Origin of the sequence: Anaerocolumna sp. MB42-C2 (genome assembly GCF_030913705.1) — a bacterium.
Classification (GTDB): domain Bacteria; phylum Bacillota; class Clostridia; order Lachnospirales; family Lachnospiraceae; genus Anaerocolumna.
In genome coordinates this window covers 6,032,669-6,050,227 of sequence record NZ_CP133190.1, presented here as the reverse complement: position 1 = coordinate 6,050,227, position 17,559 = coordinate 6,032,669, and the positions used below count along the sequence as shown (strand labels likewise).

15 protein-coding genes are annotated in these 17,559 nt (G+C 38.5%); 4 read left to right on the top strand and 11 right to left on the bottom strand.

Annotated elements, in window-relative coordinates; genetic code table 11:
* Positions 1-135: 135 nt before the first annotated feature.
* From RBU59_RS26785 to RBU59_RS26745, 9 genes are all read right to left on the bottom strand, one after another.
* Positions 136-924: a sugar phosphate isomerase/epimerase family protein gene (locus RBU59_RS26785; protein WP_308145524.1), complete on the bottom strand. Its 789-nt coding sequence runs from the start codon at positions 922-924 to the stop codon at positions 136-138.
* Positions 925-1,090: 166 nt separating this feature from the next.
* Entirely contained in the window at positions 1,091-1,771 is a 681-nt protein-coding gene (locus RBU59_RS26780) for an aspartate/glutamate racemase family protein (RefSeq protein ID WP_308145523.1), read from the bottom strand.
* Positions 1,772-1,880: 109 nt separating this feature from the next.
* Positions 1,881-3,542 carry a GH39 family glycosyl hydrolase gene (locus RBU59_RS26775; protein ID WP_308145522.1) on the bottom strand — a complete coding sequence of 554 codons (1,662 nt, stop codon included), beginning with the start codon at positions 3,540-3,542 and terminating at the stop codon, positions 1,881-1,883.
* Positions 3,543-3,754: 212 nt separating this feature from the next.
* A complete protein-coding gene (locus RBU59_RS26770) occupies positions 3,755-4,780 on the bottom strand; it encodes an ABC transporter ATP-binding protein (RefSeq protein WP_308145521.1) in 1,026 nt (341 codons plus the stop codon).
* A complete protein-coding gene (locus RBU59_RS26765; RefSeq protein ID WP_308145520.1) occupies positions 4,780-5,784 on the bottom strand; it encodes an ABC transporter ATP-binding protein in 1,005 nt (334 codons plus the stop codon). The genes RBU59_RS26770 and RBU59_RS26765 overlap by 1 nt, the downstream gene beginning before the upstream one ends.
* Positions 5,785-5,861: 77 nt before the next feature.
* A complete protein-coding gene (locus RBU59_RS26760) occupies positions 5,862-6,989 on the bottom strand; it encodes an ABC transporter permease (protein ID WP_308145519.1) in 1,128 nt (375 codons plus the stop codon).
* A 10-nt stretch (positions 6,990-6,999) separates the two neighbouring features.
* Positions 7,000-7,983 (bottom strand): ABC transporter permease, encoded by a 984-nt coding sequence (locus tag RBU59_RS26755; RefSeq protein ID WP_308145518.1) that lies wholly within the window; start codon positions 7,981-7,983, stop codon positions 7,000-7,002.
* A 151-nt stretch (positions 7,984-8,134) separates the two neighbouring features.
* On the bottom strand, positions 8,135-10,141 hold the full coding sequence (locus RBU59_RS26750; RefSeq protein WP_308145517.1) for an ABC transporter substrate-binding protein: 2,007 nt from the start codon (positions 10,139-10,141) through the stop codon (positions 8,135-8,137).
* A 23-nt stretch (positions 10,142-10,164) separates the two neighbouring features.
* On the bottom strand, positions 10,165-11,181 hold the full coding sequence (locus RBU59_RS26745) for a substrate-binding domain-containing protein (protein WP_308145516.1): 1,017 nt from the start codon (positions 11,179-11,181) through the stop codon (positions 10,165-10,167).
* A 440-nt stretch (positions 11,182-11,621) separates the two neighbouring features.
* On the opposite strand from RBU59_RS26745, the gene RBU59_RS26740 reads away from it, so the two are divergent.
* Positions 11,622-12,959 (top strand): LysM peptidoglycan-binding domain-containing protein, encoded by a 1,338-nt coding sequence (locus RBU59_RS26740; protein ID WP_308145515.1) that lies wholly within the window; start codon positions 11,622-11,624, stop codon positions 12,957-12,959.
* A 220-nt stretch (positions 12,960-13,179) separates the two neighbouring features.
* Here RBU59_RS26740 and RBU59_RS26735 read toward each other — a convergent pair whose 3' ends face one another.
* Positions 13,180-14,049 carry a DegV family protein gene (locus RBU59_RS26735; protein WP_308145514.1) on the bottom strand — a complete coding sequence of 290 codons (870 nt, stop codon included), beginning with the start codon at positions 14,047-14,049 and terminating at the stop codon, positions 13,180-13,182.
* A 339-nt stretch (positions 14,050-14,388) separates the two neighbouring features.
* Here RBU59_RS26735 and RBU59_RS26730 point away from each other — a divergent pair, with 339 nt between their 5' ends.
* Positions 14,389-15,069 carry an ABC transporter ATP-binding protein gene (locus tag RBU59_RS26730; protein ID WP_308145513.1) on the top strand — a complete coding sequence of 227 codons (681 nt, stop codon included), beginning with the start codon at positions 14,389-14,391 and terminating at the stop codon, positions 15,067-15,069.
* Positions 15,070-15,087: 18 nt separating this feature from the next.
* Positions 15,088-15,327 (top strand): hypothetical protein, encoded by a 240-nt coding sequence (locus RBU59_RS26725; RefSeq protein WP_308145512.1) that lies wholly within the window; start codon positions 15,088-15,090, stop codon positions 15,325-15,327.
* A gap of 197 nt (positions 15,328-15,524) precedes the next feature.
* On the opposite strand, the gene RBU59_RS26720 is transcribed toward RBU59_RS26725, so the two are convergent.
* Entirely contained in the window at positions 15,525-15,692 is a 168-nt protein-coding gene (locus tag RBU59_RS26720; protein WP_308145511.1) for a hypothetical protein, read from the bottom strand.
* A gap of 212 nt (positions 15,693-15,904) precedes the next feature.
* Between RBU59_RS26720 and RBU59_RS26715 the strand changes: the two genes are divergently transcribed.
* Positions 15,905-17,545, top strand: a complete 1,641-nt coding sequence (locus tag RBU59_RS26715; protein ID WP_308145510.1) for a recombinase family protein — start codon at positions 15,905-15,907, stop codon at positions 17,543-17,545.
* Positions 17,546-17,559: the final 14 nt, after the last annotated feature.

Here is a 17,559-nt window from a genome sequence, read left to right as displayed (position 1 = left end):
AAGAAATGTACTCCTGCTTTACGAATAAATAAAATGCCCCGGTTTTCCGGGGTATTTTATTTATCATAATAATTTATATAAGCGAAAACTTGAACTATTTATTTTATGCCTTGAACCATTTATTCCATGCTGCATTTACAGATTTTTCATAATTCTTAATGCATTCACCATATCATCTTTTATTTGACTGGAATATGCTTCTATACTTATTCTGGAATCATAACCGGTTTTTCTTAAAGTATCAAAAAACAATCTGTAATCTTCTGATGGATTCTTGGGAAAACTCCTTCCATCCTGTTCGGCAAAATGTACATGGATGATATCCGCTCCGTTTTCTTTTATTGCCTCTATGCTCTCCTTTTCAACCATAAAATGGTAATAATCCACCAATAATCTAATACTGGAAGCATCTGCTGCTTTCATTAATTTTTTAGAATCCGAAAGATTTATAATAATATTACTTTCCTTATGGTTCAGGGGTTCGATGGCAATTTGAATTTCTTTCGGAAAGGCATATTTATCCGCTATTTTTAGAACTTCCGCGATCTGATGGAATGCTTCTTCCATCGGATATCCTTCCGGTACGTTTTTCGCGCCGGAACTGCCGAAAACAATCACTTTAGCATCCAGTTCGGCAGCACGTGTGCAAGCTTTTTGGATATACTCTTCAATTACGGCTGGCGAAGTATTTTCTCCGGTGAGCCGGATCGATGCAGGAAAAAAGTTATTGCAGCATTCACAGCCGATACCATTGTTCTTTAAGGTTGTTTTTAATATACCGAACTCCCGGGAAGACAATTCCATAACCTGTGCAAGGGGAAGCTCCACATAATCATAACCGCATTCGGCCAGATAAGTTATGTATTTTATCCCGACCGGATCCGCTTCCTCTCCAAACATATTTACACAGCATCCATATTTCATTTTAATCACCATCCTTTCTAAATCCTGGCTACTTGAGCCACTGGCATAAATTCCAAAGAACAATATTTTTTGCCATTCCTGTCAAGTCTCGTATCCGAGGCTTTTGGCCCCCATGTTCTCCGCAAGACTATTACCACTAACGCTAATCTGTGCTAGAAGTGCTGCCTTACCTATTCTCTAGCAACTGCCGTACCCTGTCAAAGCCGGTATCTCCGCTGTTATATACCGGCACTTTCGTATCTGCCAGAAAAGGAGCCAATGCCGACATTGATAACTGTGCCATAACAATACAATCCGTTTCATCCGATAGTTTCTGAACCGCATCCAACAATATCTCATTGTGGGCAGCCGTATTTCCCTTTGAGAGTTCTTCAAAAGCCCTGCTACATAAGACTGTTTTAAACTCAATTTCTTTCCCTGCTTCTTTTGCCGCTATCTGTAGTAATCGTTCTGAGGACGGTACGGTTGTCGCAAGAGTGGCCAATAAACCAATCTTTTTGCCGTGTCTTACGGCAGTCTCCATCATAGGCCGGTCGATCTGCGCTATCGGTACGTTAACTAATGGCCTGCCCAGTTCCGCAGCATAATTAAAAGTGGAGCATGCCAGCAAAATCAAATCAACCTTAGCTTCTTCCAGGTTATGGGCATATTGCGCAAACTTATAATAATTTACTTTTGGAATCATACCTGCTCCTGCGCGTATATTATCCCTTTGTATGGTATCATCACACAAATGCATGATATCTACTTCCGGTATGTATTTTTGTATATAAGGCTCCATCGCTCCTATCGTAATATGAGAAGCATGTATGATTCCCAGGGTTTTACCAGATAAATTTTTATTCATAATAATAATCCTTTCCGCCTTTAATAAAACCTAACCAAGGCTGTACGTATAACGAAACTATTTAGGTTTCTGATTATACTATATTAATAATAGTTGCCTTGCATTTTTCCTATTTAATTACCAGATAAGATACGGAATGAGCAGTCATATCAAATGACACTGTAATCTGACCATCCGATACCATTGTTTTGAAATCACCCGTAAGTTTTTCCAGACCGTCTCTGGCCTTAATTGCTTTGTACTGATTCTCATCCGGATACATTGGTGATCCCTGACGGATCCACTCTCCATATGCATTGCTGTGTTCCTCGTCAATCCTGTAATGTGATACGGTTACTTCATCTTTCTTAAAAAGTCCTGTTACGCTCACCCTTACGGTTATTTCATCTTTCTTATCGCGGTCATTGTTATGGCTGAAAAGTACAATCTGTGTTTCCCCATTGATCCCTTTTACCGCAAAACCTGATACCTCCGTTATCTCCTCTTCTGCGGTATAACGGCTGTGAATCGGATTGCCGATATCCGGTTCTTTCTCATATTCAGGCACCTTAGCTTCACCGCAATGAAAGTTAAGTCTTTGATTTCCTAATTGTCCCAATATTTTAAACATATTAAATACTGCTTTATTAATTCCCTGAGTCGTAAAAGTCCGGGTCCCTTCAAAACAACGTTCTCCCGGGAACATAAATGCCCACGCCAGAGGTTTTACTTTCATATTGTATCTAAGGCTTAATTCATCTATTTTGATATAGGTTGATGCAACATAGGTAGCATAATATTCCGTATTTCGGAATATCATGTTGGCATTGTCATAAACACCGCCTGCCGCCCAGCCGTCCGGGTCTGCCTCGGAGAGTACCACTTCCAGACTGTCATATCCATACTCCTTAATTAAATCAAGTCCCAGTTTTACCTGATGAACCAGACTTTCCACCGATGGCACCGCCTTTTCAGCACGTATCTTAAAGGGAAATCCGCCTCCTTTTACATGAAATGTAATAAAATCCAGTCTGGTCCCTTTCTCATTAGTATAATAATTGGAACCGGCTTTGCAATGCTCCAGAAAGAACCGGAAAAATTTCTGTGCATGCCCCTCTTCAAATATACCGGTGACCGCAGGGCCGGATAACCTGGCATCCGGAAGAACGGAATGAAAAGCATGCTCCGTATAATCATAGAGTTTGCAATATTCTCCTGTATTTCCGCTCCAATAAAAGATATCCGGTTCATTCCAGAGTTCAAAATACCAGGTATTCACTTCGTTAATACCATACCGGTCAATCAGATGTTTCATGGTTTCCTCAATCAGAAGATGCCATTTATTATAATCTTTCGGAGGGCAGGTCCAACCTACTTCTTTATACTGGTTATAAGCCTGCCAGCTTCCCTCCACTGGATTCAGATAATTTGTATCCACCAGGTCCATAGGCATAAATCCAAGTTCAACAAAGGGTTTATTCCCTGTTTCAAGGTAAGCATCAATGATTTTATCATAGTAAGTAAAATCAAAAACCGGATTCCCATCTTTATCCTCCGTATATAAATTAGTAGAACCAAATTTATAGGTTCCGTGACAATTACCGGTGCAAAACATAAAATGAGTGCGGAAATAATAAGGTGCGTCCCCCAGGGATGCGAATTTTTTCAGTAATTCTATTCCCTCCGGGATATAGGTATAATTACATTCATCATATCCGATATATCTCCAATAATGTTCCTGTTCTCCTGTAACAATATCTGCATTTACATTCATTTCAACTAATTGTTTCATTTTTTATACCCATTGTATAACACACCTGTTTACAGATGTGTTACTGCCACTAATTAAAGGTTGAATGATTTGTTATGTGGCGTCCTTTCTTTGTTATTATTTTCACTCAACTATCCAGATATGATGCCTCTTTTGCGGCATCTCAAATAATACATGAAGAAGCTTGTAATGAGTACCCTCCGTACTCATTGTAAGGTTTACTGCTCTTATTTTTATTTTAGCTTTAATTCTTTTATTCCCGAGAGATTTAACTGCTCTGCAAAATGGCAGGCTGCCATATGGCCTTGACCGATTTCCTTAAGAACGGGATATTCTTTTTTACAGCACTCTTTCGCATACCTGCATCTGGGATGAAAACAGCACCCACTGGGAAGATTTGCAGCATTACCGATTTCACCAGGCATCATAATCCGCTCGCTCTTTACTGTCGGATCGGATATGGGAATCGCCGACAGAAGCGCTTCCGTATAAGGGTGCAGCGGATGATAAAACAGTTCCTCTGTTTCAGCTATCTCCACCACTCTGCCCAGATACATAACGCATACCCGATCCGATATATGTTCCACCACACTTAAGTTATGGGCAATGAACATATAGGTTAATCCGTATTCTTCCTGAAGGTCTTGTAACAGATTCAGAATCTGGGCTTGTATGGAAACATCCAAGGCAGAGACAGCTTCATCCGCAATTACAAATTTCGGCTGTAATGACAATGCCCTGGCAATTCCGATTCTCTGCCTCTGTCCGCCGGAAAAAGCATGGGGATACCGGTTTAAATGCTTCTCTTCCATCCCGACTTTTATTATCAGTTCCCGCACCCTCTCCCCTATCTCATTCTGAGTAAAGGTACCGGCTAATACCATGGGTTCGGCAACAATATCAAATACTGTCATCCTTGGATTTAATGAAGTATAAGGGTTCTGAAAAATCATTTGCACGTATCTTCTCATAGAGCGTAGTTCTTTCTTATTCAAAGTTGTAAAATTAACCGCTTTGTCATCAAAATGATAGATTACTTCTCCCGAAGTAGGTTCCACGATCCTAAGTATAGCACGCCCTAAGGTGGTTTTACCGCAGCCTGATTCTCCCACAACACCCAGTACTTCGTTCTTATGTATGGTAAGTGTGACATCATCTACCGCTTTCACCATACCAATTTGCTTCTTCATAATACCTTTTTCGATGGGATAATGTTTTTTTAACTGTTTTATTTGTAGTAAAGGCTCTTTTTCATCCATTACCGCACCTCCGTATTGTATTTATAACATCGCACAAAATGACCGTTTTCCACTTCTGTTAATGGCGGTATATTATCTTTACATTTCTCACAATACTCATCACATCTGGTTTTAAATCCGCATTCGTCCGGCGGATCTAAAGGTATCGGAACATTTCCTTTTATGGCATTTAAACGTTCTTTACTTTTATTTCCTAACACCGGCATAGACTTTAATAAATTTTTCGTATACGGATGAATCGGATTTTTAAATACATCCATCACACTTCCACTTTCAACCACTCTGCCAAGATACATAACTGCAATTTTATCTGCCATTTCCGCTATTACACCCATGTCATGGGTAATATATATAATTGACATATTAAATTCCTTTTGGAATTTCTTCATCAAATCCGTGATCTGAGCCTGTACCGTTACATCAAGGGCCGTCGTCGGTTCATCCGCAATCAGTATCTTTGGTTTATTTACCAGGGCCATAGCGATCATTGCCCTCTGGCACATACCTCCGGAGAGTTCATGTGGATAATTGTTTAATCTTTGCTCCGGATTTGGCATGCTTACTTCTTTTAACATGGAAAGACTGATTTCTTTCGCCGCTTTTTTATCTTTTTTAGTCTGATGAACCATTACGGCTTCCACCATCTGCTCTCCTATTGTGTAAACAGGAGCCAGACTTGCCATGGGTTCCTGAAAGATCATGGAAATATCATTTCCCCTTATCTTCCTCATCTCTTTGCTGTCCGGTGAATAATGAACCAGGTCTTTTGTTCCGTTTATTCCGTCGTTATAAAGGATTTCCCCGCCTAAAACCTTGCCCGGACTCTGTACAGTCCTTAATATGGAATGTGCAGTCACACTCTTGCCGCATCCGCTTTCTCCGATAATACCAATTGTTTCGTTTCGTTTTAAGTTAAACGTAACCTCATCCACAGCCTTTAATATACCGGTATCCAATTTAAAATAAGTTTTCAGATTCTTAACCTGTAAAATATAATCTTCCATTCTAGCACCTTTCTTATCCAGATTTTGTATTCGCTGTTGAATTCCTGCGCAGGTTGCCGTCACCTTTCCCGGAATACTTATTTATACGGATCTGCAGCATCCCGGAGCCCGTCACCTACAAAATTAAAAGCCAGCACTGCTATCACAACGAATATTCCGGGTATCATCATCCACGGATATAAGGAGATTGTATTAATACTCTGGGCATCCTGCAAAAGAACTCCAAGACTTACAATAGGAGGTGTTAAGCCAATCCCCAAAAAACTTAAGGAGGTCTCGGCAAGAATCATATTGGGTATGGCTAAGGTTGCATTAACAATCAGATAACTACTGAAAGAGGGAAGCAAATGTCTTCGAATAAGATACGCATCCGTGGCACCGCCTACCTTTGCAGCCACAACAAAATCTTCATTCCTAAGTTCCAGAATCTTACCTCTTACAATTCTGGCAAGACCGGTCCAGCTGATTAAGGATAAAATAATGGTTATTGCAAAATAAGTCTTTAAGGAGGACCAATTGCTTGGGAATGCTGCCGCCAGAGCCATCCATAAAGGAATATTCGGCATCGACATTAAAAATTCAATAATTCTCTGTATCACAGTATCAATAACACCTCCGTAATATCCTGAGATCCCGCCGATAATACATCCAAAAATGAATGTAAAAAAAACTCCGATAAGCCCGGTGGTTAAGGATATCCTAAGCGCTCCTAATACCCTGGAAAAGATATCTCTTCCGGAAGTATCCGTTCCAAACAAAAAATAGACATTTTCATCCGGAGTTCCGAAAAAGTGAATGTCACTTTGAATCAGACCCCACATTTTATATGGATCTCCATGGTAGAAAAAGGATAAATAGTGTTTTTCTTCTGTATTTTCCTTATAATATTTCTTCCAGGTAACCGGGTCTTCCTCCTGTTTTAAACCATATACAAACGGTCTTAGGGAGAATTGTCCCTCCTCATCAATAAAGTGAATTCGTGTAGGAGAAATACTGATAGCCGCCGTACTTCTTTTGGCCATATCCTGGGGTGCAAAAAACTCGCTGAATATTCCCAGTATGTACATAATACAGAGGAGCGTTAGTGCTGTAAGGGCAAGCTTATGTTTTTTAAACTTTCTCCACATCAGCTGCCATTGGGTCTGCATATAATAAGAATCCTGTTTCGATAACTGATTTTTCTTGTTTTTATTCCATGTAATCATGCCTTATCTCCTAACCTATTTTAATTCTAGGATCAACCACTACCAGTAGAATATCCGACAGGAATGTACCTATTACGGTTATGGCAGTCAGCATCAATATACTTGCTCCCGCAAGATACATATCCTGAGACAATAACGCTTTATATAACAGGGATCCTACTGTGGGTATGTCAAGTACGATTGCTGTTACCGTTGCTCCAGAGACAATGGAGGGAAGAATACTTCCTATGGAACTGATTATTGGATTTAAAGCCACTCTGACAGGATATTTATAGATCATCTTATTTTCTTTTAATCCCCTTGCCCTGGCCGCTACTACATAAGGCCGTTTCAATTCATCCAAAAGAGTGGCACGCAGTATACGTATCACATTTGCCATACTTGCAAGACCGATTACAAATACAGGTATCGGAAGGTGTTTGATTAAATCCCGTACCCTTAACAAACTCCAGGGTGCATTTTGATATTCGGGAGAAAAGAAACCGCCGACACTGATTCCCAGATAACGATTACTGTAATACATCATTATTAAAGCCAGAAAAAAACTGGGTGTTGCCAGACCAATAAATCCCAGCACAGAGAAAACATAATCACCGACGGAGTATTGGTGACGCGCTGAAAAAATACCGATCGGAATGGCACATGCATAAGCAAACAGAAGAGTTATGGCTGACAGTAATATGGTCATTGGCATACGTGATGCCAGCAGAATACCCACCGACTGTTTCCACTCAAAAGACTGCCCAAAATCACCCTGGAACATATTTTTCATCCAAAGAAGATACCTCTGCCACATAGGATTATCAAGTCCGTATTGCGTCCTGAGGCTCTGCACAACAGAATCATCCACCTGCCCCATTTGCTGCTGCAGATTCGCTATATAAGAAGTTAGATAATCTCCAGGCGGAAGCTGAATTACTATAAAAGCAAAAACCGACATTACCCAGAGCAAAATTATCATATAAAGCAGGCGTCTCAAAATATACTTTTTCATTCCTTACTTTCTCCTTTCATTTCCATATTCTTTAGGTAATTGCGAAACTATATGGAGTTTCGCAATTACCTGCCCTATTTCCTGAAACTGATCCTATCCGGTTCTTCCAGTCAACTTGGGTTATATGGAAAACTTTCGTCCGACCCCGCTGCTAATTTTTAAAATACCAGGTATCTCCGCGATATGGCTTCCAGAAATTATAGTCATTCGCAAATGTTCCTTCCGTAGGGGTATTGCCGAGACGATTACTGATTATAACAAGCCTTGGTGATACACTGACACCGATAAACCAGCATTTATCACTGATTCTCTTAAGAATACTCTCACCCAGGGTTTTATATTCCGTGTCATCCGGAGACAATGTACCGAATTTAAGACAATCTTTCCGTAAGGTATCAATCTCCTCCGGCGGCATTTCCCCATTTGCTCCGTCACTGTTCCACCAGTCCTTATACGCCTGCATGAATTCCAGATCGTCATAGGCATTACCCGGCCTTAATCTGCTGAATGCTGCTGAGCTTAAATTAAATTCACCCACACTGTCCATGGTAAATGCCTGCATATTTCTATCGTTGCTAACACCTCTTTCCAGATAAAAAGATCTCTCCTCCTGTTTTAAATTAACCTTTATACCTACCGCATTCCAATATTCGCATGCAATTTCGCATATCGGAGCAAATTCTTCTATGGTTTCCAGGATGAGATTGAATTCCTTGCCGTCCGGCATTAATCTTACCGTATGGGCGGAATTCCATTTATACCCTAAAGCATCCAGGAGTTCATTTGCTTTATCCGGATTATATTCTGTATTGGCAGTTTCAAATTCAGGTTTCATAAAGGAAGTATTAAATGCGGCAGTAGCTTGTCTGACCGTACCTTTATTAAAATATAATGTTTCATTTATGGTATTACGGTCCAAAGCCAGACTCATGGCCTGTCGGAATTCAAGTTTATTGAAAATATCTCGTAAGGTCGGATCCTTATCCGTTATATTAAAAGTAAACGCACAATCGGAACCTCTGGTATTGTCAAATAAAAATACCTTATAGTTTCCCTTTTCCTCATTTTCCTTTAGCATGGTATAATCACTTACCGGCAGTGGATTTTCCCCCGCGGCATGAATTTCTCCGCTGATCAATTTCATAGCCCGCACACTTGCATCCTGTACGATCAAAGCTTCCTGCTCATCGATGTACGGTAATTGGTTTCCCTCTTGGTCGACAACATGATAATAAGGATTCCGGCTGAAGAATTTATTGCCTTGTGCATCGATCCGGTTTAATACCCAGGGGTAAACATCCGGTGCATTGCAGTCAGTCTGTGCCTGCGTATTATCTATATGAGACTGGAAACATAAGATCCAGGACTCAAATCCTTCTTCTTTGGCTAAATCATCTGCTTTTTCGTTATATTTTGTATGATATTGTTTTAAATATTTGGAAGGTGCAAAAAAAGTACGGATGATACCGGTAGAATACCGGGCCATTGTTATCTGAAAAGATGGATTGGATTCTTTAAATTTAATATTTAAAGTATATGGATCGACCTGTTCATATACCATTACTTCACCGTTGGTACAATAAGAAGCGTCTATGGACGGATTGATGTCCTTATTCAGTAATACGTCATTATACCAGAACATGAAATCATCCGTTGTAAAATCATCTCCATTGGACCACTTCATGCCTTCTCTTAAATGCAGGGTAAACATAGTAAAATCCTCATTTACATCATATGCTTTGATAAGATTAGGCTTAAAGGTCTTTAAATCTTTTTCTATGGTCAGCAAAGACTGAAAACGCAGACCTTCCGTATCCACCTGTCCGGTGCTGGGTCCGAAGGCGGCACCCACATAAGTTCCTCCATAGGTACCGATCTGATCTACATTTACTACCGCCGGCTCTTTGGGCAGTCTTTGTTCAATCGGCGGCAGCTGGCCTCCTTTAACTTTTTCAGCTAACACAGGAGCCTCCTTATATTGTCCGGTACCGACTCCTTTCCCGCCTATGGAAGTATTCCGGCTCTCCTCCGCTGTTTCTTGTTTGGATTGACTCCCGATAGTATTATCAACTTTTGTTGTTTTTCCCCCGCATCCTGTAAATGCTATCATCATTATGGCAAACACTGCCGATAGTATAAATATTTTTTTTGTTTTCATAAAAAGCTCCCTTCCACAAGGTACTAGATTTTTTGTAAGGTATCTCTTGTTATAAGAATAGGTCTTAGGATTATTCTTTTATCCACTGAATATCTGCTGTCGTCGGAAATACGATCCATTAGGGAAAATACTTCTGCAATCATCATATTGGCATCCAGCGAATAGGTTGTAAGATTAGGCGCAATCTGACTTGCCAGGGGAATATTATCCACGCTAAGTACGGAAACATCCTGGGGAACATTTACCCCCTTTGCTTTTAATGCCTGTATCATTCCGATTGCCATCCAGTCGTTTGCCGCAAACACGGCAGTATAGTTTCCATCCCCGATTAATTTAATAACTTCCTCTCCCGCCCGGTACCCGCCTTCAAAATTCATCTTTTCTGTTATAATACTAAATTCCATCCCCTGTTTACGTGCTCCTCTTATAAATCCGTTCCTGCGGTAACAGGCCGAAGCGTATTTATCAGGTCCTGTTATATGAATCACCCTCCTGTGACCGTGGGCTGACAATACTTTTGCTGCATTTAATCCAATCTTAAAATGATCAAAATAAATCTGGATAAAATCATCATGTTCGGGATAATTCTCAAAAGAAATCACCATGGAAAAAATTGATTTAATTTTTTTCAGGTCGGCTTCTTCCAATCTGCCGATCATAAGTAACGGAAAATCCGAAGTGCCATTTGAGATATTTTCCAAAGTCAAAGGTACGAGGTTAATGCAGTTTTTAGCAGAATAACAGGTTAATTCCATTAGTAATCTGTTGTAAAACGGATCGTTGCTTTTAATTGTGGGCGAACATAAAAGATTTACATACTGACTTTTAATGTAGGGCGCTATATAGGTTCCTTTTCCTTCATACTTAATCAGGAGTCCCTCTTCAATTAATTGGTTAATTACTTCCCTTATTCTTTGTCTCCCCACTCCGATTTTTTCTTCCAGCGCTCTCTCTGATTCAATTTTTACCAGCCGGTCTGCCTGCATCTGCTTAAATTCTAAACGAAGATTGTCAATAATCCATTTGTTTTCCTGATTCATTTTGCCTCCATAATCACGTAAATTTTTATAACCATTCTGTTATACACCTGTCACTGGATTACCTGTTGTTTTTCGACCATTTTCTCTGTGCAATATGCACATATCATTTCGTCCCTTTGTTATGTGCATATTGCACATTTTGAATCTTTGGTTTAACCCATTTAATGTATTTATTATCTTGTTTTTTGCTTTTTATTCCCTCCTTTATATGCTTTTTGTATATTTTTATAGCTTCAATTTGAATTATTTTATCCAAATTCACCACATACTAGCACAGCATTTCGTATATGTCAAGCATATAAAAAAATTTTTTTAATAACACAATCATTTTTAGCAATTTACACATACTTACATAGATCCTCAGAAATTATTAATCCAATAATGTAATGAAGTATTAATAGCCACATATAATAAATTAAGTACATTTTTTGAGGACATCTATGAACATATATGTTGTACAATCGGGGGATACCATCAGTTCCATTGCGGCAAATTTCGGCATATCTGATATGAAGTTAATTCAGGACAACGACTTAGAAGATTTAGAAAATCTGGTTGTAGGGCAAGCTCTGGTGATAGCTAAACCCGAACAGACATATGTTATAAAAGATGGAGATACCTTAAACGGTATTGCTGATGCTCACGGTGTTACACCAATCCAGCTTCTGAGGAATAACCCCTATCTTGCAGGCAGAGAATTCCTATATCCCGGAGATATATTGATTATCAGCTATGGAATCAAAAAAGGAAAAATGACAATTAACGGATTTACCTATCCATTTATAGGCAGAGAAACACTAATAAGAACTTTACCCTATCTGACTTCTCTCACCGTATTTGATTACAGGATAACCGAAGAGGGAGGCCTTATTGATCTTGATGACCAGGAAATTGTTACATTAGCAAAAAAATATGGAGTGGCACCGGTCATGATGGTATCTACGCTGACTAACTTAGGGTTAGACAATGCAGATATAACTTATAACGTCATATCCAATCCGTCTATGCAGGATAATCTGATTAGTAATATACTGAATACTTTAAAAACAAAAGGTTATTATGCCGTTAATGTATCCCTCCAGAATATTGATCCGGAATACAAACCACTTGTAGAAAATTTTATTGCAAACATTACAAATCGCCTGAATGGTGCAGGGTATCCGGTTGTCGTTACATTAACTCCGCAAACCTTTACTGGTTTTTATCAGGATATAGATTATACAACGATTGGTGAAATATCAAACCATATTTTATTATTATCTTATGAATGGGGATTTTCTTATGGACCTCCTACCTCGGTAACATCAATAGGAACTGTAAGAGAAATGATGAATTACTCCGTAACGCAGGTTGTTCCGGAAAAATTAAGTTTTGGAATTCCAATTATAGGTTATGATTGGCAGCTGCCCTATATTCCCGGCGTCTCAAGGGCAAACTCCATCAGTACCAATGGGGCAGTCCGCTTAGCCAGTGAGGTTGGTGCAACTATTCAGTATGATGAAGTGATCCAGGCTCCTTACTTTTATTATCTGGATTTTGGAAATAAAATCCCGACGGATCATGTAGTTTGGTTTAAAGATGCCAGAAGAGTAAATGTCTTATTGGATCTGGTGCCTGAATATGGAGTTCAGGGCGTTGCAATCTGGAATATAATGCAGTATTGCTCCCAATTATGGTTATTAATTAACAGTCAATATGACATAGAAACAGATAATCAGGCAGGGGAAACTTTACAAAGTTATAATAATTCCTTCCCTCTCTCACCATCATGCCAATAAAACGTCAACTAAAAAATACAGTATATTTCAAACTTAATACTAATTCCGCATAATTAGTATTAAAATCCGTAAGAAACATACTGTAATTTTAGGGGAGTACGTGTTGTACATACTTATTGTAGGACATAGGTAATATATAATAAAGTGCTTTTAGCACTTTACATATATGCTATTTGCATAATATTAATTCAGATTTTGATAAAATAACTACAAATCGGTATTATCTGCTTCCTCCATAATAACAGATTCCAATAGCACCCGGGCCGGAATGAGCACCTATACTTGGGCTGATCGTATTAATTATTATATGATTGGTATGAAGTTTTTCTTTTATCAGTTCCGCTACATATTCAGCATCTTCCAGCGCGTCACCGTGAACAACACAAATTGCACTCTCTTCGTCTTTATAACTTCCAATCTGATTTTCCATATTATTTACTATGGTAGCCAGAGACTTTTTACGGCCTCTTACTGTTCCTGCAGGAACTAAAGCCCCCTCCTTATTAACAACAAGAATAGGCTTAACATTAATCATACTTCCAACAATTGCGGTCATTTTAGATACTCTGCCGCCTCTTTGTAGATGAAATAAATCATCTACCGTAAACTGTACACAGAAATTAAGCTTATGTGTCTCTATCCATTCAGCAATTTCATCAATGCCTTTACCGGCTTCTTTTAACTGAACCGCTTTCATTATTACAAGCCCTTCACCCATTGAAGCATTCATAGAATCCAAAACAATTATTTTAGCTCCCGGATTCTCTTCACAGATTTCGGCTGCACCGGTTGCCACATTACTATGCCCCCCGCTTAAAGCAGAAGAAAAACTTATATGCAAAACATCAAGCCCCTGATCAACATAGTTCTTAAAAGTTTCTCTTATTACAGCCGGATTACTTGCCATCGTTGTCGGCATAAATCCTGTCCTCATCTTATCATAGAATTCCTTTGGTGTAAGATTTATCTCATCTCCATATGTTATTCCGTCAATATCATAATAATGGGGTATAATTCCTATATTTTTCTCTTTAATAAATTCCGGTAATAAATCGCAGTTAGAGTCTGCGGTAATGACAAAATCTTTCATTATATCCCTGTCTCCTTTAAATTTTTTAAGAAGTTAAACTTATACTTAGTAATTACATTGTATCTTTATTACCGAAGTACTATTAATCCGATAAAATAAGTTTATCCGGCTGAAGAAGCAGGATGCCAATATTTTTACTAAGAATTATGTAAACAACTACTTCCTTATTTTACTTGATTTATCACCATTATGCAACTAAATTTTGGTAGTTATTCATTGTTTATTTATTTATATTTTATATTTTTTTTATTTTTTTCCCATAATCTTTATATTTTTCAGCAAGTAACCCTATTTATCCTGTTTTCATATAATACAGTATAACTTAATTAGGAGGAATATATGGGAGAACTATTAAGAATTGACCACGTAAGTTATAACTACCATAGCTTAGAGGGTGAAACACCTGCCCTGGCAGATGTATCACTTCATGTAAATGACGGTGAGTTCCTCGCAATTGTAGGACCCAGTGGATGTGGTAAATCAACTCTTTTATCACTGATTGCAGGGCTGATAAACCCTGACACCGGTGGTATTTATATAAATGACAAAGATATTAAGTCATCGGGCAAAAATATTGGTTACATGTTGCAGAAAGATCATCTGTTGGAGTGGCGCTCCACTTTACGTAATCTGACTTTGGGATTAGAGATACAGCATAAATTAACGGAAAACAGTTACGTTTTAATCAATGATATGCTTACTACCTATGGCCTGGTGACCTTTAAAGATGCAAAACCCTCGGAACTATCAGGTGGAATGAGACAGCGAGCTGCTTTAATTCGAACTTTATTATTAGAACCGGATATTTTACTTCTAGATGAACCATTTTCGGCTCTGGACTATCAAACACGAATCGAGGTTTCCGATGATATATGGGGCATTATCCGTAAAGAAAAGAAAACTGCTATTTTAATCACCCACGATATATCGGAACCTATCTATACTAAAATATTCATAAAAACTTTATTCTACAATATTCACCATTTTTTATCAATTGCATATAATAATAAAAAAATATAAAGGAGAGTGTAGTATATCATGTTAAATGGTAATAATAAGCTTCATCAGAATGAATGCCCTTCTTGCAGGGATCCCTGGGGGCCTCCTTTCTGGGGACCGGGACCGGGCCGGCCACCGTGGGGACCTGGGCCCGGCAGACCTCCGTGGGGACCTGGCAAACCCCCTTACGGTCCCGGCAGACCTCCTTACGGACCGGGCAGACCTCCTTACGGTCCCGGCAGACCTCCTTATGGTCCTTGGGGCCCCAGACCTTATTAAGAATAAAAATTATAGCTATTATGTATTAACAGCTTTATATGCTTCCGATTCATTCGATTCATAAATTAAGAATTGGCCATTCTTTCTTATTCATTAATCATAGTTCAAATATTATCTGTGCGCGTACAGTTCATATAGATATAAGCAGTTATTTATCCGGAGCTTATTAATAAATCAGGGAATTAATCATCTTCATCTTAATTCCCTGATTTTTGTTCTTCTTCTGTTAACACCTCATATAATTTTGCCCGAATCGAATCAGGCTGTTTCATAAGTTCGGCAAATAAAAGTTCCGCAATAGCCGGACCTTTTATTTCATTTATGTAATCTATTGCTTCCTCTGCATTGTTTATTATTATCCTCAACCTTATCTCCTCCCGTCGCAGGTGATTGAAACCTTAAGGGTCGTTCTTATTGTAGAAGTATTATCTTGCTAATATGTATGCACAACTGCCTGTACTTATTGCAGTTACAGGTGATAAACCGAATACAACTGGCTTAGTGTATATTGGTTTTTATATACGATAGGTCTTTTTACCTTTACCGGCTGATATATTTTTATAGGGAGGTGGATTTAATGAATATAGCAATCTACAGCAGGCAATCAAAATTTTCCGAAAAAGGAGAGTCAATAGACAATCAGATACAATTTTGTATGGATTACGCTAAGATGCACCTGTCTCATATCACGGATAAATACTTTTTTATCTATGAAGATGAAGGGTTTTCCGCTGCAAATACATTCCGCCCGAAATTTCAAAAACTGATAAATGATATAAAAAGCGGAAAAATAAATGTACTTATGTGCTATCGTCTGGATCGTATCAACAGAAATGTCTCCGATTTTTCTAAAACGCTGGATTTGTTAGAACAATACGATGTTTCTTTTGTGTCTGCTACGGAAAATTTTGATACATCTACACCAATGGGTAAAGCTATGATTTATATTGCTTCCGTATTTGCCCAGTTAGAGAGAGAAACTACAGCTGAAAGGGTTCGGGACAATATGCTTGCGCTCTCTCATACCGGAAGATGGCTTGGCGGAGTAACGCCCTATGGTTACAGATCGGAAGCAATTCTTTTTATAGATGAGAATTATAAGGAACGGCAGCTATATAAATTAATTCCAGAGAAAACAGAATTAATAACAGTAAAACTTCTTTTTTATAAATATATGGAATTAAAAAGTTTATCGCAAGTGGAACAGTATTGTCTTATAAATCACATAAAAACTCAAAATAACAATGATTTTACCAAAAGTTCACTATCACTGATCTTGCAAAATCCCACCTACTGCATTGCAGATCAAAATACCTATGATTATTTTAGCATACTCGGATGTATACTGGCTAATGCTGCTTCCGAATTTGACGGCAAACAAGGAATTTTATGTTATAACCGTACCAAACATCAAGCCGGTAAAAAGAAGAAAAAGCGCCCTCCAAATGAATGGGTGGTGGCTATCGGCAAACATGAGGGTATCATTAGCGGAAAAGATTACACCTTTGTCCAGAATTTAATAAAGCAAAATAAAATGAAAGGCAATCCCCGTGCAGATACTTCCAGCGTTGCCCTGTTTTCGGGTAAAATCATCTGTCAACACTGTGGTTCTAAGTTAAGAGTTAAAAATATACATAGAATCAATAATAACATCAGTTTTAGTTATGCCTGTGAAATGAAAGTTTTATCGAAAAGCACCCGATGTTCCATACCCAATATTCCCGGTAAACAATTTGATAACCAAATGCTGGAACTTGTTAAAACTTTACTTAAAGCAAATATTCTTACTAATGATTACATCCCCTATCTTAAAAAAAAGGAATCTCTCATTCTGGGAGAAAAACAGGAGAAAAACACTCGTCTAAATGCACTTCACCAGGAAGAGCATTTAATCAAAACATCAATACAAAATATTATTTCTCAAATCGGACAACGGGAGAGTTCTTTTACAGAAAAATATCTGCTTCCTAAATTAGAAGAATTGGATAACGATTTATCCCGGATTCAAGAGGAAATCAAAATCTTAACCGATGACGAAAGTATCAACGGTACCCAGTCTAATACAATACTCACCTTATATCAAAATCTCACTCATTTGAATTTACTTATCGATAATGCAGATATGGATCTGAAACGCTATCTTTTTAATACCCTGATCGATGAAGTTAAATGGAATGGTAATACAGCCTATGTAACTTTAAAGACGAACACGGTATAAATTAGTATTTACGT